The sequence below is a fragment of the Spongiimicrobium salis genome (genome assembly GCF_043678055.1).
Taxonomy (GTDB): Bacteria; Bacteroidota; Bacteroidia; order Flavobacteriales; family Flavobacteriaceae; genus Spongiimicrobium; species Spongiimicrobium salis.
Window position 1 is genome coordinate 975790 of record NZ_JBHEQA010000002.1, and the last position, 24595, is coordinate 1000384.

General features: G+C 40.1%; 12 protein-coding genes. 4 read left to right on the plus strand and 8 right to left on the minus strand.

Features of this window, described 5'->3' with window-relative positions; all coding sequences use genetic code 11:
* Positions 1-93: 93 nt before the first annotated feature.
* The 5 genes from ACEXOE_RS13555 to ACEXOE_RS13575 all read right to left on the minus strand — a co-directional run bounded on the left by ACEXOE_RS13555 (position 94) and on the right by ACEXOE_RS13575 (position 5437).
* Positions 94-504, minus strand: coding sequence for a MerC domain-containing protein (locus ACEXOE_RS13555; RefSeq protein WP_394749349.1), 411 nt, complete (start codon positions 502-504; stop codon positions 94-96).
* Between the two features lie 38 nt (positions 505-542).
* Positions 543-1361, minus strand: a complete 819-nt coding sequence (locus tag ACEXOE_RS13560; RefSeq protein WP_394749350.1) for a hypothetical protein — start codon at positions 1359-1361, stop codon at positions 543-545.
* Between the two features lie 16 nt (positions 1362-1377).
* Positions 1378-2334 carry a DUF5829 family protein gene (locus tag ACEXOE_RS13565; protein ID WP_394749351.1) on the minus strand — a complete coding sequence of 319 codons (957 nt, stop codon included), beginning with the start codon at positions 2332-2334 and terminating at the stop codon, positions 1378-1380.
* 226 nt (positions 2335-2560) lie between these two features.
* The gene (locus ACEXOE_RS13570) at positions 2561-2857 is read right to left on the minus strand and encodes a hypothetical protein (protein ID WP_394749352.1); all 297 of its coding nucleotides are present in this window, start codon (positions 2855-2857) and stop codon (positions 2561-2563) included.
* Between the two features lie 237 nt (positions 2858-3094).
* Positions 3095-5437, minus strand: a complete 2343-nt coding sequence (locus ACEXOE_RS13575; protein ID WP_394749353.1) for a HEAT repeat domain-containing protein — start codon at positions 5435-5437, stop codon at positions 3095-3097.
* 664 nt (positions 5438-6101) lie between these two features.
* On the opposite strand from ACEXOE_RS13575, the gene ACEXOE_RS13580 reads away from it, so the two are divergent.
* The 3 genes from ACEXOE_RS13580 to ACEXOE_RS13590 all read left to right on the plus strand — a co-directional run bounded on the left by ACEXOE_RS13580 (position 6102) and on the right by ACEXOE_RS13590 (position 17823).
* Complete coding sequence (locus ACEXOE_RS13580) at positions 6102-6956, plus strand: class I SAM-dependent methyltransferase (RefSeq protein ID WP_394749354.1); 855 nt, start codon at positions 6102-6104, stop codon at positions 6954-6956.
* A 174-nt stretch (positions 6957-7130) separates the two neighbouring features.
* Positions 7131-13757, plus strand: a complete 6627-nt coding sequence (locus ACEXOE_RS13585) for an amino acid adenylation domain-containing protein (RefSeq protein ID WP_394749355.1) — start codon at positions 7131-7133, stop codon at positions 13755-13757.
* A 52-nt stretch (positions 13758-13809) separates the two neighbouring features.
* On the plus strand, positions 13810-17823 hold the full coding sequence (locus ACEXOE_RS13590) for a non-ribosomal peptide synthetase (protein WP_394749356.1): 4014 nt from the start codon (positions 13810-13812) through the stop codon (positions 17821-17823).
* Here the strand turns inward: ACEXOE_RS13590 and ACEXOE_RS13595 are convergent, their stop codons facing one another.
* From ACEXOE_RS13595 to ACEXOE_RS13605, 3 genes are all read right to left on the minus strand, one after another.
* Entirely contained in the window at positions 17824-20973 is a 3150-nt protein-coding gene (locus tag ACEXOE_RS13595) for a CHAT domain-containing protein (protein ID WP_394749357.1), read from the minus strand. It abuts the gene before it with no gap.
* Between the two features lie 530 nt (positions 20974-21503).
* Entirely contained in the window at positions 21504-22268 is a 765-nt protein-coding gene (locus ACEXOE_RS13600; RefSeq protein ID WP_394749358.1) for a LytR/AlgR family response regulator transcription factor, read from the minus strand.
* Entirely contained in the window at positions 22268-23317 is a 1050-nt protein-coding gene (locus tag ACEXOE_RS13605; protein ID WP_394749359.1) for a sensor histidine kinase, read from the minus strand. Before ACEXOE_RS13605 ends, ACEXOE_RS13600 begins: the two co-directional genes overlap by 1 nt.
* A 378-nt stretch (positions 23318-23695) precedes the next feature.
* Here ACEXOE_RS13605 and ACEXOE_RS13610 point away from each other — a divergent pair, with 378 nt between their 5' ends.
* Positions 23696-24580 (plus strand): ABC transporter ATP-binding protein, encoded by an 885-nt coding sequence (locus ACEXOE_RS13610; protein ID WP_394749360.1) that lies wholly within the window; start codon positions 23696-23698, stop codon positions 24578-24580.
* The last annotated feature ends 15 nt before the right edge of the window (positions 24581-24595 follow it).

Sequence of the window (24595 nt, forward strand, 5' to 3'; positions counted from 1 at the left end):
TTTCATTCTTCTTGTGCACAGAATTAGGGTCCACTCCTTCTTTCACAGATTGTTTGCGATTAGTGAATAGTTTATATTTAACTTCAATATTTTCTAAGTACCTGCACAACAGTTTTCTTCTTTACATTGGCAGTACTTTTGGTTATACAAATGCAACAATATCAGACCAATAGTGGGAAGGAAAATAACTTCCTCCTTAAGCTCCATTAAAGCGAATCGTTCATTCAAAATGATGAAGGCCAATAGCACCCAATTGCCCCATAAAGTATAGCCTATCCACAATTTAGAACTTTGGGTCACCGACCTGAATACGGCCAAAAAAGAAATCCCTAGGAAAATGATGTCCAAGCGGCTCCACCATAATGCATAATCCATTTTAGTGACAGACGCATTGGTATACCAGGTAAAAAACAAGGGGGTTGTTAAACAATGTATAAGACAGAGTGCACTAGTTGCACTGCCCCATATATTTGCTTGTTTGGTCCATTTTGTACGTAAAAGCATAATCATCGTATTGAAGATTTCAGTTTTAGTTTTGTTTTCTAAGGTTTCAAGGTGACGGTGCGTGTTACATCGTTAAAGGGTCCGGGAAGGGTATTCCCCTGGGCATCTATAAGTTCCAGTTGAATGCTTATCTCCCCCATGGGTAAGCCTTTTACAATATGGGGAGCCCATTCCGTAATTAAGAATTCTTCTCCCTGAATGGTAGCACGCACCTTATTTCCCGAAGGGGAAAGGGTAGTATTCAATACAAAAAAGTCCAATAGTACGCGCTCCGCATCCTTGCCGGTATAGGTGCCTTTGGGTCGACTATAAATCAAGGTAGGCGCGTTCATGTCCAGTTCCAAAAGATCTTCAGGATTATCCCCTACCACCAATTTCCGCACAACCACCGAGTTTTCATTCTTTACAGATTCATGGTATGAACGACTTAAAAAAGCAACCAAGTGATGAACACCTTCAGGCATTTCCTTTTTAAAAGTAGCATCGTAATGTGCTGAATAGGGCTGGTTATCCAGGATAAAATGGATGTGTTGTCCTTTGCCCGAATTCGCCAACAATGCGGCATTAGGCCCAGCGGTTTGTGCTTTCAGTTCATAATTTTTCACTTCAAATTCAAAATCGGCCTCCCCGGCTTCAGGGATGTTCATAGTTTCCGGAGTATCGAGCTTCAAAGCAGCATTCTCGTATGCGGGCGAAGTCGTTAACTTTTCCAGGGTAATTTTAGTCGTTTTCGCCTGTTCGGCTACTGGGGTTTCCTCTTTTTCCGTTGGCTGTTTTTTTTCCTGTTTACAGCTGGTTACCATTACTATGGTCATTAGAGCAGATACACTTAGGATTTTCATATTCATTTTCATCATTGTTGGATTTTAAAATTTAATAGATGTCTTTATAAAGTTCATGAAGGCGCCATATCGATTCAAAGCCGGTATTGGTAATCGTAAGATTCCCAAATCGCACCATACTGTGATCCGGATTGTTCAGTTGGCAATCAATTCGCGTAATTCTGCTAAATGGTATTGTGGCAGAGGGTTTCAAACGAAGCGTTATATCCCCGCTATCAATCGTAAGGACATCCACTTTTCTTTGAAGTTGTCTACAACCTAAATGACGCATTTCTTGTACAATGCGTTCATAATCTTTAAGGGTACAGACCATAGATATCGCAGTAATGCATTTAAAAAGCCGTTCCCGAGCATAGGTTTTCTGAAGAAAAGCCTCTCGTGTATATGTTTTGTTTTTTTGACCATACAAACGATCAAGAAAAGTTGGATTATAAAAAGCATACCAAGTATGTAGGGCCGTTCCCGCGCTGGGGGTATAGAAGGCCTTGAACCAGGTTTCTTGCTGATCTTCAATAGGCATACGCACAGTCTCCGTTGCGCTGAGAAAAGCTGTAGAATCTTTTTTTAATTTAGGTGCCACCCCCAAATGAAAGTGCTCTTCGGTTCTGTTTTGTAATGAAAACCCGATTCCACTTTTGCCTACAGGTTCATTATAGGAATTCTTTGGTCCCAAAATTTCAATATAATGTTGATGTCCTCTCAGGTAACAGGTAGTTGCAGCATGATCTAAAGGCGAAAAATGCGGTAAACCCATATCCATCTGCGCATAAGCGTTATGCCATTTGGGGTTTTTAGTGAGTTGGTCGTAGCTAATACTATCCAACACTAAATAGAGATGGTTAAAAAGCAATTGGGAGACATCCTTATGAAAAAGAGCATTGATTTTCTCCTTATCTATAACAGGTTTTTTGATCGTCTGCTTGCCATCCTTACAGGAAATAGAAAGTAAAAATGAAAAAGCAATACCATAAAAAATAAAACGCGCCATGCATCAACGGTTTAAAACGTATAATTGTTAATCCTTGAAAATGAAACGATATCATTTGCCGCTTCTTTTCATTCAGAGATGATAGGTCCTTAACGCTTCGTGGATTGAATATTGAACTTCTTCCAGGGGTAATAGGTAATTGTATGATTACACAATAACCCATGCCAAACAAACTAGCATGCTATTAGAAGAAAATCTGGGAAGGAAAGACCTTCGGAAGTATATATTATAGATGTGGCGGGGGCCTGGATAAGAGCGTACTCCAATTGTCGGAGTTTTTGTAGTTAATGCTCTCAAAATCTTCATTCAGGCTGAGTTCCTTGTATACGGGAGTTTCATTTGCTATGGCAACGGCAGGCACCAAAACTTCGGCCTGCTGACTATCAAGTGTCAATACACAAAGCTCACAGTGATTGCTATCATCTGAGGTTTCTTCATGTTCATACACATGAAACGCAGAGGATTTGATCAGCAGGAGGCTGATCAAAAGAAGCGTGCCAAAATGTTGCAAGAAATTTTTCACGTCGAAACAAAACTAAGGCTTTTTTTTAAATTTCTTACTGTTAAGAAAATCATAATATCCAAAGAATCTTAGAAATCGTATGCTATTGAAGAAAGTGCCGATCAATAGGTGCTTTTCTAGCGTAGCTGCTTTATTTGTTTCAACTCCTTACCTATAATGTTTGGTGGAGTATTTATTTTTTTACTAATAAGGCAGTGACGTCTATGGCAAACATCACTGCCCTTGAAATACTGTAATCTATACCACAAATCGTGTCACAAAACCATGATTGGTCATATCCATATACTGACCATGGGTAATGTCTGTATTACTACCTCCCGTGGTTGCTGCCATGAAATTGGAGTTTGGTCCGGTATGATTCAATCCTAAAAAGTGTCCTACTTCGTGTGCAACAATAATCCCCATGAGACTTCGTCCGCTTCCTGTAGAAAGATCTATTCCAGCCATATTAATGATGACCCCAGATCTACTTCCCCCTTTTCCAGTGGGACCATTCACCGGAGAGAACCCGCCTACACTGGCCGCACAGGGAGGCCCGGATAAACTCTCTACGATCCATACATCCAGCCAGGGGTCGTTCGGGGAACTCCAGTCATCGCGTAAATCATCAGCTTCGTCACTTCCCGCCGTACAATCACTATCCTTATTATCGTCCATCTCTATATCCCTAAACCTATGGAAATCGGCATGTGTTGAAGGCAAGTCAAAATTGGCACTTTCACTTATGTACAAATTTTGCTGCTCATAAATGGCACTGGCTTCATTGTCCACAACACTTTGGAATCGGTTTTTGGTGGTTCCTGAAAAATTCCCTACATAATTCAACGCTAACTTCACCTGTGCCATCGCGGCCCAAACATGGGAATCTATAACATCTCCTTCCGAGGTCTGTACGGTAAGTCGAATAGTGACATCCCCATAATTTTTGAATACATTATAAGTATTCCCTCCGAAAGACATATAAATCCCTATGTTTCTTGTGCTATTGGCGGGAATAGTAACCGTACTGATGGTAAAGGAGAAATTATCCTTTTCTGTTCCCCCATCTGTTACCCGGGCCCATACCAAGGGGCCCACCGTGACACTATGTTCAAAACCATTGGTGATCCGCAAGGTGGCATAGCAATAAAACCGGTTTTCAGCACCATTAAAATGTGCAGGACCTTCCCCAATGGTTCCCGAAGTTGAGGGCGTTACCGTCATCGAAATGGGATTGGGAGGCAAAGCATCCAAGGTGGTCTTATATTTTGAGGTATTGCCGCTGGTGGTATACAATTGTGCCTGCATCTCAATGGCTCCTGTAGTTGCAGCTACAAATCCTTCAATATATTTTTCTCCCTTGACAATATCTTCTTTGGTGAGCGTAAAATAACGCTCTTCCCAATTTGCTTTTGGAAACCTTGTCTTTAGCCGTAAACAAGCACCTTCTACGGCCTGTGGAATATGGAATTTTATACGGACACCAAACTTATTTTTTGCCCATATGATGCGGTCTTTGGCCGATAATTCCAAGATTACAGGGCTTGTAGTCGTTTCGGGAATCCAATATACATCTTGATATTTCCTTTGATCGCATTTTAGGCTCAAATTGAGCTTCCTTCCTAGTTTAGGGTGATACCCTTCATCATATTCCAGTACAAGTTCATTTTCATGAATACGATACACTTCAATATGGGGTTTTTCGCAAATAGAGTTTCCGATTGCCCTTCCTCTTAATTTTAATCGCAATTTCTTTGAGGCATGGTTAGGCAACACTTCATAAGACAAGGGATATACTTCGGTTTCCGTCGCCATTTCGGCAAGAATTTGATTGGCCACCACATCTTCTCCTCCAAAAGTGGACAACTCCACTCCTTTTACACTATTGGGTGTCGTTTGGGGGGGTACTCCCGTATGGCGCCCCAAAGGTTTTACAATATTCTCAATAGCCATGGTAGTCTGTGCTTTTCCTTTTTTCCTTGGACGCTTGGGCAATTTGCCGGTTTCTATTTGTTCAAGGGCGGCCGAAGCTCTATAACGCACTTCCACATCCGGGTCGCTTTCTACAATTTTACGCAATAAAGGGATGCTTTCCCGAATCCTCATATTTCCAATACCCCTAATAGCCTTTTCTCGAATAATGGGCAGTGGGTCGTCCATCAATTTTTCAATGGTCAAAGCTGCTTTTCGGCCCATTAATCGTATTAAGGATTCAGTGGCGTGTCCACGCACCTCTGGACGTTCATTGGGATTCAAAGCGATTTCCGTTATCACATCGGCAGTTCCAAAAAATGATAGGGCTCCTAGATACGATATTGCCCCTGAACGAAGACGTACATCTGTCTTATCACCTTCTTTAAGTAAAGCCAGTAATGCATCCTTAATCTGTTTCCTATAGGCAGTTAGGTCTTTCTGTGCAATGCCAAGGCGCTCCAAATTATCTAAATTTACGCCTTCCATACTTTGAAGGGCTTGCTCTATGATAATTCTGGCCCCAATACCCGGATGTTTATACCTATCAAAATCTTCCCCTTTGGGATACTTGTGTGCCGGAGCCTTCCATTTTGGCTCATTGTAATTAAATTCTGCTTGTTCCTTCATTTGTTGCTGTTTATGTTTTTGTTTACATTTTTATTGGGGGAAAACGCAATGATAGCGCCTATCATTTGGACTGGTCAGTAACCGATCAACACGGTTTTTTTATGATATATAGGGGGATATTTAAAACAAGATTTGTTTTAAATTGACAGAAAATACTACTATAAATTTATAGGAAGAATTCCCTTAGAAATACTGTAGATGTATGGATTGCCCTAATTCCTGTATAATTAGCACCTTATGATTTTCTTCCTTGGAAAAAAACATGGCAATTTCCGATATACATGAAAAATAAAATAGTCTCAAATATTTTAAAAAATTGATTATCAAGCATTTAATTATAAAAAAATACAATCGTTTTTCTATGTTCGATTTGTTTTTAAAATATGCCAAGGCTTATCTTTAACGGTAAGTATTCCCTGTAACCCCATTTGATATTTTCTTCTTGTTTTGGTTCTTTTGATTTCATTTTTACACGGAAGCCCCCACTAGGCTAATTATTGTGTCGTTCGTCGATTATCCTACTGTTTTGGCAATATAAGCGATAGGTTTATGTTACATAAACTCATAAGAAAACTAAACCAATTTGATTTTAGGTCTTGGTTTTTGCTTTTTCTAAAAAATTATTTTAGAGATAGCTTAAAACTCAAGTGCTTTTTTAGAAATCATGAAAAATACAATTCGACCAATTATCGGCAATTTGCTCTCTGCCACCCTTGGTAATTTTTTTGTCCTTGTACAACCACAAAAGGCCGATGAATTATCTAAAAAGGGAATGACGTTGATGCTGAACAGTTCTGACCTCAGCATCAAAGAACGCCTCATGCGCAGGGCCATTCTAAAGAAAACTGAAAAAAGGGGAAATCATGATGCCTTAGCATCTTTTCATCAAAATTACTGGATCAATAAAGGGCATGATTTCTTTTTGCGTAACAGGAAGAAACAGGAGCATATTTTTTTACCTGATTGTGAATTTATCTTCGATTTGCTTCAAGAACAATTGAGCAAAAATCCAAATTCATTTAACACTTTAGTAGAAATTGGTACGGGTGATGGCAATGTATTACAGCACTTAAGTACTAAATTCCCCCAAATAGAGCATTTTGTGGGCATTGATCTGAGTGAAGTGCAAACGGAGACCAATACCCAAACCTACAAAGAAAATCCAAAATTGCAATTTGTAGCCGCTGATGGTTTTGATTGGATCAAGGCCAATGGCAGCGCCAATATGATTTTTGTCACCTTTATGGGCGTTCTGGAATATTTTACAGAACAGCGTTTACAGCAATTTTTTGATATGTTATATGCTTTGGGGAATATCATGCTGGTAGCCATTGAACCCAATGGATTAGATCATGATTTTAGTAAGAACCCCAATTCCCAAACCTATGGCTTTGAGCGTTCTTTTTCGCATAACTATCCAATGCTCTTAAAGAATTCTGGTTTTGAGCTTTGGCACAATTCGAAAAAGACCTTAGAAGAAAATACAAATTTTATACGCTTTATCGGTGCAATGAATTAAACCTAAAGATGTTCATAAGAACATGAGCCATCGTAAAGTCCCCCACCCCGCCTAAACATTGGTTTGTTAAGGCCCTTTGAGAACCTAAATGAAGAATGTACAACGGATTAAGTTCAAAGAATAGTATTCTGTGGACAGCATAAACAATAATTAGAGAAATATAGTTACACCATCGTGAAGGATCAACAACAAATAACGCTTTTTAACAAAACCGATCTCGCTTTTCCCAAAGATAGGACGATCGTTGACTTATTTTTAGACCAAGTAAAACAGGTTCCGGAACATACTGCCGTGAAATTCAAGGAGCGCGAACTTAGCTATAAGGAATTGGATGCGTATTCCAATCAGTATGCCCATTACCTGATCAATACCCATCACATACAAAAAGGAGATTTCGTTGGATTGCTCCTAGAACGAAGTGAGTGGCTGATCGTAACTATTCTTGGGGTACTCAAAGCAGGAGCCGCATATGTTCCCATAGCAACAGATTATCCAGAGCAAAGAAAAAGCTATATCCAGAAAGACAGCAATTGCAAGCTTACCGTTGATGCTGAGATAGTGGAAGATTTTCGGTTAAAAAGAGAACAACTCCCTCTTACCCTACCCACAGCGCAAAGTCCAAGCCCAAATAGTCTTCTATATATTATCTACACCTCAGGGACAACTGGAAACCCTAAAGGAGTCATGGTTGAACATCGTTCTGTGGTTAACCTTATTACTTCCCAAACGCAGCTTTTTGGAATTCGTGATTCCGAAAGCATATTGCAATTCTCCAATTACTTTTTTGATGCTTCCATAGAGCAATTTTTTCTTGCCTTGTTGAATGGAGCTGCCTTGGTCATTGTTGGCAAAGAGGAATTGAAACATCATGAATTGCCTTCTTTTATGGAAAAACACGGCATTACTCATTTGCATGCTACACCGAGTTATCTGGAAACCTTGAACACGCTTTCCAATGTAAAAACACTGAAAAGAATTATTGCAGGAGGAGAACGATGCACTTTAAAACTCGCAGAAAAACTCGGAAGAATCTGTGATTTTTATAATGAATACGGCCCCACGGAAACTACGGTCACTTCTACAGTATATCACTATTCCAAAAAAGATGCTACACTAAAGGCACTGCCTATTGGAAGTCCAATAGGCAACACTCAAGCCCATATTTTATCCGAAACTCTAACCTCAGTGCCCATTGGGGAGGTAGGAGAATTATGTTTGGCTGGAGAAGGTCTGGCCAGGGGATATTTAAATCTTCCGGAACTTACAGCCGCCAAATTTGTAGACCATCCATTTGAACCGCATAAAAAAATATACCGTACTGGAGATTTTGCAAAATGGCTTCCCGATGGAAATATAGCCTTCATTGGCAGAAAAGACGAACAGATCAAAATCAGGGGGTATCGCGTGGAATTGGGAGAAATAGAAGCAGCGCTCAATGCCCTTCCAGAAGTGAAACGGGCAACGGTGGTGTTGAGTGACTATGGCGTAAAAGAAAAAAGATTGGTGGCTTATATCCAATCTACAGCAGGCAATACCGATTCTAACCTCTTTCGCAAGCAATTATTGGATGTGCTTCCAGAATATATGGTGCCTTCGCTATACATTCCTATCGCTAGTTTTCCCATGACCTCCAATGGTAAAATTGACAAAAAAAACTTACCTGACCCCGTGTATTCCAGACCAGATTCTGCCCCTGTTCTAAGAAAACCCAGGACGGCAATCCAAAAAAGCATTGCCGAAATATGGAGCGAACAATTGGGTATTCCAGAAATTGGCATTGACGACAATTTTTTTGAGATGGGGGGTACTTCCCTATTGACCCAAAAGGTCGCTGCCCTGTTGCGACAAGAACTTAAATTAGAGGTTCCAGTTACTAAAATATATCAATATCCCACCATTTCGGCATTATTGGAATCTTTGGAATTGAATTTAAATGCTGCGGAAAGAAAGGATATTTCAGCAAAAAAGAAGAAAAGACTAAAAGGAGATGTTGCCATCATTGGTATGGCGGGAAGGTTTCCCGGAGCATTATCGATCCCCGAATTATGGGAAGTACTCAGAGAAGGTAGAGAAACCATTTCTTTCTTTACTCCTGAGGAATTGGACAAGAGTATACCGGAATCTTTACGCAATGACCCTCTTTATGTTGCTGCTCGTGGCATTGTACCTTCGGCAAAAGAATTCGATGCCAAGTTTTTTGGCATCAACCCTAAAATGGCCGAAGCAATGGATCCCCAGCAGCGCTTGTTCTTGGAAATCGCTTGGGAAGTATTGGAACAAGCAGGACATTTACCTCAACATTATTCAGGGAGTATCGGTGTATACGCTGGTAGTGGTACCAATACCTATTACATTAACAATGTGCTGCCTAATACAAAACTGGTAAATCAGGTAGGCCCCTTTCAATTGACTACGGTCAATGATAAAGATTATATTGCCTCCCGTATAGCGTATCACCTCAACTTAAAAGGTCCTGCCGTAAGTGTTCATTCTGCCTGTTCCACTTCGCTGTTGGCCATAGCTGAAGCTGTTGAAGCTATTAGGAATGGCCAATGCGATGTTGCCTTGGCAGGGGCTTCGAGCATTACTTCACCAATGTATAGTGGTCATCTTTATCAAGAGGGCTCCATGCTCAGTGCAAACGGTCATTGCCGTTCCTTTGATGCGGAAGGAAAAGGAACTGTTTTTAGTGATGGTGCTGGTGTAGTCCTACTTAAAGGCTTGGAAGATGCACAAAAAGATGGAGATGTTATTCATGGTATTATCAAAGGTATTGGCGTAAATAATGATGGGGGCAACAAAGGAAGTTTCACAGCACCTTCCGTAGAAGGTCAAGCCGGAGTGATTCGCGGGGCATTGGCCGATGCCGGAATCGCAGCTTCCGATATTACCTATGTGGAAGCCCATGGTACGGCTACTCCCCTAGGCGACCCTATTGAGGTTGAAGGTCTTCATACCGCCTTCGGTGAACAGCCTTCTAATGCCTACTGTGCCCTAGGTTCCATCAAAAGTAATATGGGACATCTTACTGCAGCTGCGGGTGTGGCCGGACTGATCAAAACGATACTCGCTATGAAATACGGGGAGATTCCACCTTCCTTAGGATTTCAAAATCTCAATCCTGTCATTGATTTAAGCAATAGCCCATTTTTTGTAAACCAAAGCTTAAAAAAATGGGAAGCTGTTGGTCCGCGCAAGGCGGGCATCAGTTCCTTTGGTGTAGGGGGTACCAACGTACATCTTGTCGTGGAAGAATACAAAGCAAAGGCGGTTCACACTACCCCAGGGCGCCCGGTACAACTATTGACTTGGTCCGCAAAAACCGAAAATAGTGTAAACGGGTATAAAAATGCATTAAGAGATTTCATGCAAAACTCCCCTGAGGTACCTTTGGCAGATACCGCTTACGCCCTCCATACGACACGGAAATTCTTTAGTCATCGAAGTTTTGTACTTGCCGATAGTGTCACCGATGCCCTTGAAAATTCATTGTCTAAGGAAAAAAATACCGTCAAGACCAATGCCCTAAAAGTAGTGCCCAATGAGCTGGCGTTTCTTTTCCCCGGACAGGGCTCACAATATGTAAATATGGGGAAAGCACTTTATGATGGTGAAATCGTATTTAGAGAGGCTGTAGACCAGTGCGCAACCATTTTACAAAAGGAATTGAATCTGGATATCAAGGCTATTATTTTCCCAGACAGCCATAACCCCAATGCCGAAGACGATTTAAAAGACACAAAATTTACGCAGCCTGCCCTATTCGTTATCGAATATGCACTTGCACAATTATGGATGAGTTGGGGATTAAAACCCACGGTATTATGCGGTCATAGCATTGGAGAATTTGTAGCTGCACATGTAGCCGGTATTTTCACCTTGCCCGATGCCTTACGTTTAATTACCATACGTGGACAGCTTGTTAGTGCACTACCAGGAGGAAGTATGTTATCCGTACGAACTACTGTGGATATGCTCATGAATTTCCTTCCTGATACGCTTTCCATTGCTGCGGTAAATTCAGATCGTTTATGTGTGGTCTCTGGTCCAGATGCGGATGTTGAAAATTTTGCAGAAACCTTGAAATCCAAGAGTATTGCCCATATGCTGCTCTTTACTAGTCATGCATTTCATTCTACCATGATGGATCCTGTTTTGGAGGTATTCAAAAAAGAAGTGGAAAAAGTGAGCTTACATGCTCCTCGTCTGCCTATGATTTCAACCGTAACAGGTACTTGGCTTAGTGAGGCTGAAGCCACTAGTCCTGATTATTGGACAAATCATTTACGGGCTACGGTACGTTTTTCCGATGCCATGGAGACCGCTCAAGGTCTTGAAGATGCCATTTTACTGGAAGTTGGTCCCGGACGGGCGCTCACTACTTTAGCGCATCAAAAAAAGGGAGAAAAATCCCTACAGGCCATCGCCAGCTTACCCATTCCCAAAGAGAATGAGAACGCCTATCACAGCTTGTTGACCGCCCTGGGACAGTTATGGTCAAAGGGGGCAAGTATAGATTGGAAAGCATTTTACAAGGAACAATCAAGAGAAAAAGTGGGGTTGCCTTCCTATGTCTTTGATCGTAAACCCTGTTGGATTCCGGCTCCTTCCGTTGCCAAGGCCGGATTACATGATCGTGATGTTTCTAAAACCAGTACTCCTTTGGCAACGCCTGCGGTACAAACTGAAGACCATACGCAACAAATTCCCAAAACCACGCTTATGCGAAAAACCATTATCCTGCAAAAAATTTCAGAAATTATCATGGATACTTCCGGAATAGAACTGGAAGCTACAGATTATGATTACAGCTTTTTAGAACTTGGTTTAGATTCCCTGGTGTTGACACAAATGTCCATCACCTGTAAAAATGAATTTGGGATTCCCATTACATTTAGACAATTGAATGATGCCTTGGGTACGCCAAGCCTTTTGGCAGAATTCCTGGATGAAAATTTACCTGCGGAACGGTATGCACCCCAACAGCTTGCCACACCGCCAGCGCCACAAACAGAAATGCCTCAGGCGCCTACTATTACAAAGCTTGATCTTGTGCCCCCTCATCATCATCAAGATACGGCCTTAGATCTTATAGCACAGCAATTGCAATTATTGGGAAAACAAATTGCGTTATTACAAGGCAATGGAACTACCCAAGCGGTTCCCAGGCCTCAAGAAAAGATCTCAGCGCCTACCAATGATGCCGCTGTAAAAATACTATCGGAAGAAGAAAAGGAAGCCCATAAAAAACCATTTGGTGCCGCTCCAAAAATTGAACAACAGAAAGCCGATATAAGTTCCGAAAAACAGGCTTTTCTAGAACAACTGATTCGTCGTTATAATAGAAAAACTGCCCGAAGTAAGGCCTATTCACAGCAACATCGGGCTCACATGGCCGACCCTAGGGTAGTTTCGGGCTTTAAACCATTGACCAAAGAACTGGTTTACCCCATTGTTATAGAGAAGTCCTCGGGCAATCGCCTTTGGGATCTGGATGGTAATGAATATATCGATACCTTAAATGGTTTTGGCTCCTGTCTTTTTGGACATCAGCCCTATTTTATTAAAGAAGCACTACACCAACAGGTAGATCTTGGGTTCGAAGTAGGTCCGCAACATCCGTTGGCCGGAGAAGTTTGTGAGTTACTCTGTGAATTTACCCATCATGAGCGTGCTGCATTGTGCAATACGGGCTCAGAAGCCGTTTTGGGTGCTATGCGTATAGCACGTACGGTTACCGGACGTTCCTTAATCGTAGCGTTCTCACGATCGTATCACGGTATCAATGACGAGGTCATTGTGAGAGGCTCTCGTAAAATGAGAACATTCCCTGCTGCTCCCGGTATTCTCGCTGGAGCGGTACAAAATATGCTGATTCTGGATTATGGAACAGAAGAGAGCTTGGCCATCATTCGCGAAAGGGCACACGAATTGGCTGCCGTCCTTGTGGAACCTGTACAGAGCAGAAGGCCAGAATTTCAACCTATAGATTTCCTGAAAGAAGTACGGGAAATTACCCGGGCATCAGAGACCGTACTTATTTTTGATGAAATTATTACCGGATTTAGAATGCATCCAGGGGGAGCACAAGCCTTATTCGGTATTAAGGCCGATGTGGCTACCTACGGAAAAGTTATTGGTGGTGGGATTTCCATTGGCGCAATTCTCGGAGGAAAAAAGTACATGGACGCCCTTGACGGTGGGTTCTGGCAATATGGAGATGATTCTTTCCCTGAAGTTGGTGTTACGTACTTCGCCGGTACTTTCGTACGTCATCCATTGGCATTGGCAACAACCAAGGCATCACTGCTGCACATGAAAGAGCAAGGAGCAGATTTACAGGAGAAGCTAGCTGTCATGACCGAAGGTTTGGCTACGGAACTGAACACTAGCTTTAAAAAGCAAAGCCTTCCTCTTGAAATCACCTATTACCGCTCCCTTTGGCGTCTCAAGTTTTTGGAGGAGATTCCTTATGGTGAGTTGTTGTTTGTACTCTTAAGGGAAAAAGGGTTTCATATCTGGGATGGCTTTCCATGCTATATGACGGAAGCTTACAATGAGGAAGATATTGCACAACTTATCAATGCTTTTAACACCAGTATAGCAGAGCTCAATGAAGTAGGCATTTTTAGGTCCGCCCTACCTGATCATACCATTGAAAAAGATAAAAAACGTTCTACAGAAACATTAAACCAGCCTCCAGTACCAGGTGCACGCCTAGGTCTTGACGAACTTGGTAGTCCGGCCTGGTTTATTGTAGATGAGAAGAAAGACAATGAATATATAAAAATTGATCTTTAAAAAGCGGCTATATCATATATGTCACTTTTTAGGAAATATAACCTGTTGCTGAATGAAACAACCAAGCATCATAAAACAAAATAAAAACGCCTTTGACCCTTTTGCTGGGCCTGCTATTGAACGGGTGATGTATACCACACAGGCTCAGGCAGAAATATGGATTGCATGTAAATTAGGGGGAGAGGATGCCAATAGGGCTTATAATGAGTCCGTATCCCTTGTTTTAACAGGAGCGCTTAATCAAATTATCTTAGAGCATTCCGTAGAAGAACTTATACAGCGCCATCAGGCTCTGCGAGCAACCTTTAGTGCGGATGGACGTTTTATGTGTGTCTTTAAAGAGGTTCCCATAGACATTGTGAATCAGGACTTTTCTTCACTTCCAGAAAATGAAAGAGAAAGAGCCCTTGCCGCGTATCTATTGGAGGATGCAAATTATGTCTTTGATTTGATCAGGGGGCCATTGTTCAAAGTAGGTTTGCTAAAAATAAATCCCTTTGAACATCGATTGATCCTAACGGCACACCATATTATTTGTGATGGCTGGTCTACAGGAATCATGCTTGAAGAGTTGGGAGGTTTATATTCCGCCTATGTATCCAACAAAATCCCCACATTGCCCGAGGTGGATTCTTTTGATTCTTTTGTAGATGAACAACAGTCATTTATTGAAAGTGACGCCTATAAAAAAACCTTACGGTTTTGGCTTCAGCAATATGAGTCTTCTATTCCGCAACTGAGTTTACCGACAGATTTTCCCAGACCTGAGTTGAGAACCTATAAGAGTGAGCGGCTGGATTTTGCCATTGACCGAGACCTGCTCGCGGCCTTGAAAAAGACTGGGGTCAAGGCAGGTTGCAGTTTTGTAACCACATTAATGACAGCTTTTGAAGTATTTTTATACCAACAAAGTGGTCAAGATGATATTGTATTGGGCTTACCTTCGGCCGGTCAATCTGTACTGGGTAAAACGCAATTGGTCGGGCACTGCGTCAACTTATTGCCTTTGCGCACGAAGATTTCCCAAGATATTTCTTTTACCGATTATCTAAAACAGCGAAAATCGGCAATTTTTGATGCGTATGATCATCAACAATTAAGTTTTGGGCAATTACTTCAAAAGCTTTCCATTTCCCGGGATCCCTCGCGTGTTCCATTAGTGCCGGTTATTTTTAATATCGACATGGGAATGACCAACCAGGTTTCTTTTACCGATCTTTCCTATAAATTGATCAGTAATCCAAGAACATATGAAGCTTTTGAACTATTCCTAAATGCTACAGGAACCGAAGATGCGCTCATTTTGGAATGGTCTTATAATACTTCGCTTTTCAAAGCCACAACTATTGAACAAATGATGGTTTCTTTTAAAGAAATACTGACTAAAATAGTTGCTGCTCCCCATGCTGCCATTGGTACTATTGCCAAGGCCGATGATACCGCTTATCGCAAGCTAAACCAGACACAAGCTTCTTATCCGCAATTGTCCTTGCATGAATTACTGGCGAAACAGGCGCAACGATTTGCTAAAAGGCGGGCCATTATCTATGGTGAAACCGAGATTTCCTACGAACAATTTGAAGAACGGGTAAATCAATTGGCCCATTTGCTCACACAGAAGGGAGTTGCTACAGGGACCATCGTTGGGGTATCACTGCCCAGATCCATAGAACTTGTCATCACCTTGACTGCTATCATGCAGTGTGGAGGCGCTTATTTGCCTTTGGATCACAGTTACCCAAATCAACGTTTGGAATTTATGATGGACGATGCCGATGTGGGTGTTTTGATCAGTTCAAATACATTCTCGTCGACTCCAAAAACGGAGGCAACCACATTTTTCATAGAAGATCTATTTTCAAATCTCCATACTTTGCCTACTACTCCTTTGGCAAAAACGATTCCGAATGATCAATTGGTGTATATCCTTTATACTTCTGGTTCTACGGGGAAACCTAAGGGAGTTCCCGTAACCCATAAGAACTTGCTCAACTTTCTGTATAGCATGTTGGAGGAACCGGGCATTACGGAAAATGACAGATTACTTTCCATTTCCACCATATCGTTTGATATTGCCGGTTTAGAACTGTTTCTTCCACTTTTAAAAGGAGCAGAACTGGTCATAGCCAATGATGAAACGGCAAAAGATAGTCGTCTTTTACTGGAACTTCTTGTGAAAGAAGATATTACCATACTACAGGCAACACCTACCTCCTGGCAAATGCTATTGGATGCCGGTTGGGAGCAAAAACTACCCTTAAAAGCACTTACTGGAGGGGAGGCACTCCCTATGCGTCTGGCCAAGAAAATATTGAACCGTGTAAATGAACTTTGGAATGTATATGGACCTACAGAAACTACCGTTTGGTCTACCGTAAAGCAAATTACGCTAGACGATGATATCATTACCATTGGCCATCCCATTACCAATATGCAATTTTATATTGTTAATGAACAAGGGGTGCTCGTAGCACCGGGTACCATTGGGGAAATCTGTATTGCCGGGGATGGCGTTACCGAAGGATACTGGAAACGACCTGATCTGACCTTGGAAAAATTCATCCCAAATCCATTTAATGCTGCCCTTGGAACTACCTTATACCGTTCGGGGGATTTAGGACGATTACTTCCCAATGGAGAATTGCAATGTTTAGGGCGTATTGATCATCAAGTGAAGATAAGAGGACATCGTATTGAGTTGGGTGAAATTGAAGATGTTGTACATCGTTTGGAAGGGGTTCATAGCGCTGTGGTCCTTGTACATGACAATCGTCTCGTGGCCAATATTGTACCTATTGCTAAAGAAGAGCTGCCCGAGAACCACATGGTGCTTTGGAAACAGGAAGTCACAGCACAGCTTCCTCCTCATATGGTTCCTTATGACTTTAAGCTGTTTACGGAATTCCCAACAACCTTAAATGGAAAAATAGATCGGAAAGCACTATTAAAATCCGATTCGGAAACTACCGAAAATCATTCTTTTACCGGCCCTAGAAATAAAACTGAGGCCTTGCTCAGTCGTATTTGGGAAGAGTGTCTGGAAATGGAGAAGATTGATGTTTTTAGCGATTTCTTTGAATTGGGAGGACATTCCCTTCTCGCCTTAAGGATTATGACCCAGATAGAAAAAGAAACGGGAAAACGCCTGGCTATTTCTTCTTTATTGGAATATCCAACCATAGCGAAATTGGCTTCGTTCATCGCTATTCATGATGAACCAACCGCTCTGGATTCTCTGGTTCCCATAAAAGAGGGAGGTAACAAAACGCCTCTTTATATTGTGCATGGGGGCGATTACAATGTTCTCATTTTTCATGCCTTGGCAAAAAACTTGGATGATGACCAACCGGTTTATGGATTACAGGCCAAAGGTCTTAACGGCATAGATGAACCCCATGATTGTGTGAAGGAAATGGCTTCTGATTATATTAAAGAAATTATGAAGGCAAATCCGGAGGGTCCTTATGCTCTGGCAGGCTATTCCTTTGGGGGAGTCATTGCTTTTGAAATGGCGAGACAACTTACTGCCCAAGGAAAAAAAGTAAATACAGTTGCCTTATTGGACAGTTATGTATTTCCAAATTATTACTACGCCTCTCCTTTGAAGAAAAAAATGGTATCCGCATTGTATTTAGTAGGGAAAGTAGGTTTTGCTATAAAAACCATGTTTTACAGTGTATCACATTTTAAGCGAAGAATGCGCCTGCTTAAAAATGGCCTATACCATCATTATCTAAAACTTAAACACGGGAAGGAAAAACATCATGAAATGTTGTACAATTGGCCTTTGAAATTAGATACCATGCACCATCAGGCCATTTGTCGTTACCATATGGTTCCACAGGATATTGAGGTGGACCTATTCAGGGTCTCTACCAATGATATTTACTTTGCACATGACCCTAAGTATCTCGGTTGGAAAAAATTTGCCTTAAAAGGAGTTCAAAAGCATATGATTCCCGGAAATCATCAGGATATGTTTTCGTCTCCCAATGTGGAAACCATGGGAAGAACAATGCAAGAGATTTTAGATGTGCGTGATGGCAAAACCAAAGATAAAAGATAGTTATTTCATTCTCTTTTTTCTATAAAATGTGAAGCCTATGAGTATGGATGTGACTATCACTATACTTCCTATTAAAAATAGGTTATAACTCCTCAATGAAATCGAAGCATTATCACCTAAAATGTAAAAACTTCCCCAGTAAAAAGGATGGGACCTTGAAGAGGAGGCAGTATCAAGAAACGTTAATTTTGCATTTTGGAGAGCTTTTGATTTCGTGTATCCTTTCCTCAAGTTCTGGTAAAACAATTTCATCAATTCCGGAGCTACCTGATCCGAAACCTCCCAACTACTTAATAGTAAACTTTTGGTTCCTGCATATTGGAACGTATTTCCGAGACTCATAATACCTTCTCCCGAACTTACTTTACCCGTACCCGTATTACAAGCACTCAATACCGCTAAATCAGCAGGTAAATCCAATGCAAATAATTCATGACTGTATAAAAAGTTATCTTCAATGGTATCTGCACTTTGCGTAAAGTAAAGTTTGGAATTCTCTGGATTTACATGATCTACCTCTCCGTGCAATGCTAAATGCAATATCGCATATTTAGAAGCTTGAGATTTAAAATTAGCTTCTACCGCCTCTTTACCATAGTAATATGTTCCGTCAATAATTTTAGCGATTTCCTTTATTTCCGCTCTTGTACCTGGAAGATCGTCTCCGCTATCCCTTAAGGTGGAAAGCCTTAACACACTTCCTGAATCCACTTCAGTAAGGTCCGAAAAGGAGAATGCCAAACATTCGTTGGAAACACTCTTTTCCCTTTGAAAAGATCCGAAAAGAACATTCGCTGAATTACCATAGCTAATAGGAAACCGTTTCAAAAAATAAGAAAGTTCTTTAGGGTTGTTGGAGATATCCATTTGGGTTAACAGCAATTCGAAATTCAAGTTCCACAGTACTCCATCCGGAACAATAATTAATTCTTCCCCCCTCACTTCTTGAACAATGGGTTCCACTAGCATACGATATAATTCATGTCCTACCTCCTTGAACAGAACGATATCTTTATTTGTCATTGCATTTCTGAAAGATGTTATCTTGCTTTCTAAAAACTCAGTGTTCAACGCTTTGACATGAAATGCGTCTTTAGATACAACAAAAGCATAGGAAATACTATCTATTTGCACATATTCCAACAAAGAAGTTTTTGGAGGAAGTCTTTTTTGAATTTCATGTGGTCCCAACACATCATTCTTATATTTAAATTCAAAGTAATTGGGATATTGCACCTGAATACTTTCTAAAAGAGAATCGTGGCTACGATTGATTTTAAACAATTGTTCTTGATAACCTTTTAAGCTTTCCTGCTCAGAGGTGGAGAGCGGATTGTTCATGTTGACAATCTTTGAACTGTAATATGCTCTTTTCTTTTTTAAATTAAGTTCCGTTTCCAAAACTGTACTGGGCATGCCAGCAAAGGAACTAGCAGCATCTTCTTTAAGCAATTCCTTTAAAATATTGAATTTGCTTTTTTCTGCATAATAAAAGGCGTTTAGATTTGCCGAGTCATTTTCGGTACGGTTCATTAGACTGGTTCGTATGGCACTATGATAGATAAATTGCGTCTCTTTGGCATACCGTATTTTGTCCGAATACTGGCTATAGTATTTCCGCATATTATCAATTACCTCATCCGCCTTTCGATATTCTTTTAGTGCTTTATGAAGCATTTCAACATTTCCATCCTTTAGGTAGTTTTCCAAATGAATTTTTGCAGTTAACTTGGACAATTCAAGGTATTGTTCGTTGTAAACATACCTATCTTCGTCGCCATTATGTTCCAAACCTTTAAAATTTGAATGGGCTAATTCTACACTAGCCGTATCCAAATGCATTTTGGCTTTTGAAAATTGTTTACGTTTTAAATAACTGTGCCCTACTATAATTTCACTTGCAATACGCCTAGGATTTCCCTTAGGAAAGAGTTTTTTATTCATTTCTAGGCTTTTCTCCCAAAATATTTTGGATAAAGAATCTTGACTAAGATCATCATAACTTAACGCAAGCCCTTCATATATGCCTGCAATTCTATAATGCCCATCCGGATACTTATTTTTATAGATGTCCAATGCCTTTTCATAATAGGTTATCGACCTATTATACTGCTTGTTTTCTGCATAATAGTTCCCTAAATAATCAAAAGCGGATGCCGTTTTTTCATGATGTTCCCCAAGGGTTTTTCTATTCAATTCCAAAGCTCTTAAGGCATATGCAATAGCCTTATCAGTATCTCCCAATTCATGGTATATAATGGATAGGTTTTTTAGGGTGACTTCTGCATCAAAATGATCTCTACCATATATTTCATGCAACAAAGTCAGTGACTTTTCAGCGTATTCCAGCGCGTTCTCATATTGGTTTATTTTCCTATAATCATTTGAGATATTAATATATATTCTTCCTATAAAAGGATGTTTCTCACCATAAGCAACCAAACCTACTTCGAGTGCTTTTTTATTAAAAGCTATTGATTTTTTGTAATTGGAAAGGTTTTTATGCAACGCTCCCAAATTCATATAATTATCGGCTATTTTAGGATGTTTGGGTCCAAAAATTTGAATATTGATTTCATTTGCCTTTTCGAAATTCGGAAGGGCTGCCTCATAGTTTCCAAGTCCATTGTACGCAATTCCCAGGTTTGAATATAGATTTGCCTTTTGTCCATCGTTATCTATTTGCTTTTCTTCTAAAAGATGAATACCCTTGATAGAATATTCAAGTGTTTTTTGGAAATCCCCTTTGCGAATAGAGATATACGCTATATTGTTGATTTCTCTAACTACCGCAAGTTCTTCATTGGGCAACTTTTGAAATACTTCCAATGATTTTTCTAAATATTCCTCGGACGTATCAAAATCGGAAAGATCAAGTTCGTAGTAATATGAAATTAGGTCATATGCTTGACCTTCTTCATACGTTAATCTCCCTACCTCATTTTTAAGCGTTTTTAAACTTGTTCGCAATCTCGAATATGCCTTCTTATAATCGCGCGTATTTAGATAACAGTTGGCCTCTCCATTATAACATGATGCCCCTCTCTCCCATAATTTTGATGAAATATACCCATCAGCAGCTGTATTATATAACTCGGCTGCTTTTCTATACTTTCGTTCCTTGAATAAAGAATCAGCCTCCTTTTTCATGTTAAAAAATGGAATTGTATCCTTAGCGGTTTGGGCTTGGCTGCTTACCATACAATACATGAAGGTCATTAGCAGAAAGCTCAACCTATTTCTAGTCCGTTTATTCATATCAATTTTATAATTTTCAAGGTATTTCAAAGGCTATAAACCTCATAAAACAATAGAATTTACACTCCTTAAAATCACTTTTTTTATGCTATTGGAGATTTTTCATAAGCACTTTATACTGCAATGTTATTTTTAAGAAATGTATTCTTCTCAAAAAACTCATTACATTGATCTATTAATCAATGGTAATCAGCAATATAAAGATTAGTAATCTGTAAAAGTTTATCTCATTTTTTCAGATTAATCGTGTTGGGGTTGCGTTGATATCATACCTTATAATAAGAAACGAAGGTAGTGAATAATCTATAAAAAATGCCCGCTACATTAAATATGTTCTGAATATCTCCTCTATAAATGAACCTATTGTTTTTCTTCTTGTTAAAAATTTTCGCACGACAATTCATGGGTTTTAATTTCCTCCTTTAGCGATCCAGCCATAGTTTAAATTCTTGCGCCCTGCTATTGGAGGTAATCAAAGTGCTTTCCATAGTCCTTAAAATCACCTCTACCCTATTTTTTACATAGGGCCTGTATTGTATAATAAAATTGATGTTCACAATTTCACTGCGATTGATTTGAAAAAAATCTTTCGGATCCAATTCCAATTGGATATGCCGTAGCGATTTATTGATAATATGTTTCTGCTGTTGCTGATCAACGGCAAAGACAAAATCGCCTTGTGCTTGAAAATATGCAACCTCTTGTATTTGAAGAATATGTACTCCACTTCTTTTTTTTATTAAATAGGTATTTCTGTAGGTCCGTCCCTCCCCTTTATTTCTCATTATTTTGTTCAAATCTGAGATAATTTTGCCGTGTTCTCCTGAAAACAGTGTTTCATACTTATTCCAAATACGTAAAAACTCTTCTTCACTATAAGGCTTAAGTAAATAGGCGATCCCATTAGAAGTAAAGGCCTTTTGAAAATAGGCATTGTAGGCTGTTGAAAAGATAATGGGGCACTTTAAGGGATAACGGTCGAGCAGTTCAAATACGTTTCCATCCAATAATTCAATATCAGAAAAGAGGATGTCAGGGGAATATTTTTCTAAGTATCTTTCTAGGTCCACAACACTTCTCAACCAATGAATGTCAGCCCTCCAAGCCACTTTTCGAACAAAGCCGACCAATTTTTCATACGCCAATTTTTCGTCCTCGATTATAGCTATATGTTGGGGTAACTGCATTACTTGCTGAAGATTTTAATTTGAGGTAAATGAATGCTAAAAACAGCATCGTCTATAATTTTAATTGGACCTTTGGAAAGGTATTCATATCTCCCCATCAGGGAACTCAAACCCTTCCCCAAACGACCTTCAACCCTTTGTTTGGGACATTTCTTATGATGTACTATAATTACATCGGGCATGATTCTTATATAAATGTGAAGGGGGTTTTCCATACTCCCCGAATTGTGCTTGATCGCATTTTCTACAAGGCCTTGCAATGCTACAGGGGGAATAACATACCGGTCTATATCAACAACGGAAACTTCTTGATGAAAAATATACATTTCACCGTAGCGTTGTTGTATCAGATACGTATAATCTTCCAGGAAATTTAATTCTTTTCGCAAGGGCACCACATTTTCTTCTATCTCTTCCAAGGTATATCGATACAATTTGGATAAACTATGCAAGTAACGTTTTGACGCCTCAGGGTCTTTATCTATTAAAGTATCCAAAGCGTTTAAGTTATTGAATAAAAAGTGGGGGTTGATTTGAGATTTTAGTGCTTTAACCTCCATTTTTAGCTTTTCGGATTCCAATTTTTCAATTTTTGCCTTATTTCTAACGCGATCTTTTATGAACCAATAGAGGAAAGAAAGTACAAAAGCATTGAGCAATAACACATTTAGAGGACCAAATAGCATGCTGTTCTCTCCTAAAAACTCAGCAACGAAAAAAGTAGGAAAGCCATTGATGCCATTAAGGTAAAGGGCAAAAACACTTGCTCGAAAAGCCTCTCCTCCCAAGGCGAACAAAGCAAAATATCCAATATACAAATACCATTTCTTGGTATTACAGAAGTTGGGAGCCATCCAGAAGGCATTGCTATAAAAAATAAGGGGAACGGCCAAAGCCATATGTGGTGCAACGGACTGGGGCAGGAAGCTTTTGGAAAACCAAGTAGATGTCCAAGAAACATTGATACTCATAAAATACAGGAGCCAAAGGGCACTATGGATATACCATTCCGGTTCAAAAAAAATACGACGAATTTGTTTACTGGCCATTTCTAATAAGACGAAGAACAACTTACTTTGTAACAATACTTAATCGTCTTATACATCCAGTTCACTGCTCAAAATGCCCAGTTCAAGTAAAAGCTAAAACGCTCCTGTAACCATTACCCGATCAACTCGTGTAATCTACATGAGAAATACCATAGCCATCAAATTGATTTTCATTATGCTCCTATCCCTTTTAAGTCTAGGGAAAGAGCTTTATCCGATCCTGTCCCTATACCTTAAAACTAAAATGTGTCAAGTGCAGTTACACAAGCTCAGGGGGAACGTCCCAAATCCCCTTTTGAACAAAATCTTGGATAAAATTGACCTCAACGCCATGGAGCATAAAAAAATCGCCTACTGCCAATCTTTAAAACAAAACTTATGAGTTTATCGATACAAAATTTATCTAAAGCATACCCCAATGGGGTTACCGCTATTGACAATCTTTCTATTGAGATCAAGAATGGGATGTTTGGACTCTTAGGGCCAAATGGAGCAGGAAAATCTAGTTTAATGCGCACTATAGCCACACTACAAAAACCCGATCTCGGCACTATTCATTTTAACAATATCAATGTACTGAAAGACGAATTTAATTTGCGTAAGGTATTAGGGTACCTTCCACAAGAATTTAGCGTATACCCAAAAGTCTCCGCTGAAAAATTGTTAGACTATTTTGCGACTTTAAAAGGGGTTTCTTCTAGGAAAGATCGCCAACGCATAACGCAGTATGTCCTAGAATTGACCAACCTCTATGATGTTCGCAAAAAACATGTGAGTGGATATTCCGGAGGTATGAAACAACGCTTTGGTATTGCCCAAGTATTGCTCAACAAACCCGAATTAATTATTGTGGACGAGCCCACTGCTGGCTTGGATCCCGCTGAGCGTAATCGCTTTTTAAACGTTCTAAGGGAAGTAGGTACCACCAATACCGTTATTTTATCTACGCATATCGTAGATGACGTGAAAGAGCTTTGCACTGATATGGCCATCATGGGGAAAGGTAAAATTTTGTTGAAAAGCAGTCCGTCCGCAGCGACAGCAGCAATTGAGGGTCGTATTTGGCAAAAGTCCATAGCTCATGAAAAATTAGTCGCTGTATCCGACGAGTTCCATGTACTCTCATCGCACTATAACCCTGACAATACACTGAGTATTCGCATGTATTCAGAAGAACAACCCGATGAACATGCTATTCCAGTCACCCCCAATTTAGAAGATGTGTACTTCATAACCCTTCAAAATTTAACCGTTCCCCAATAATCTAAACCGCTTTCA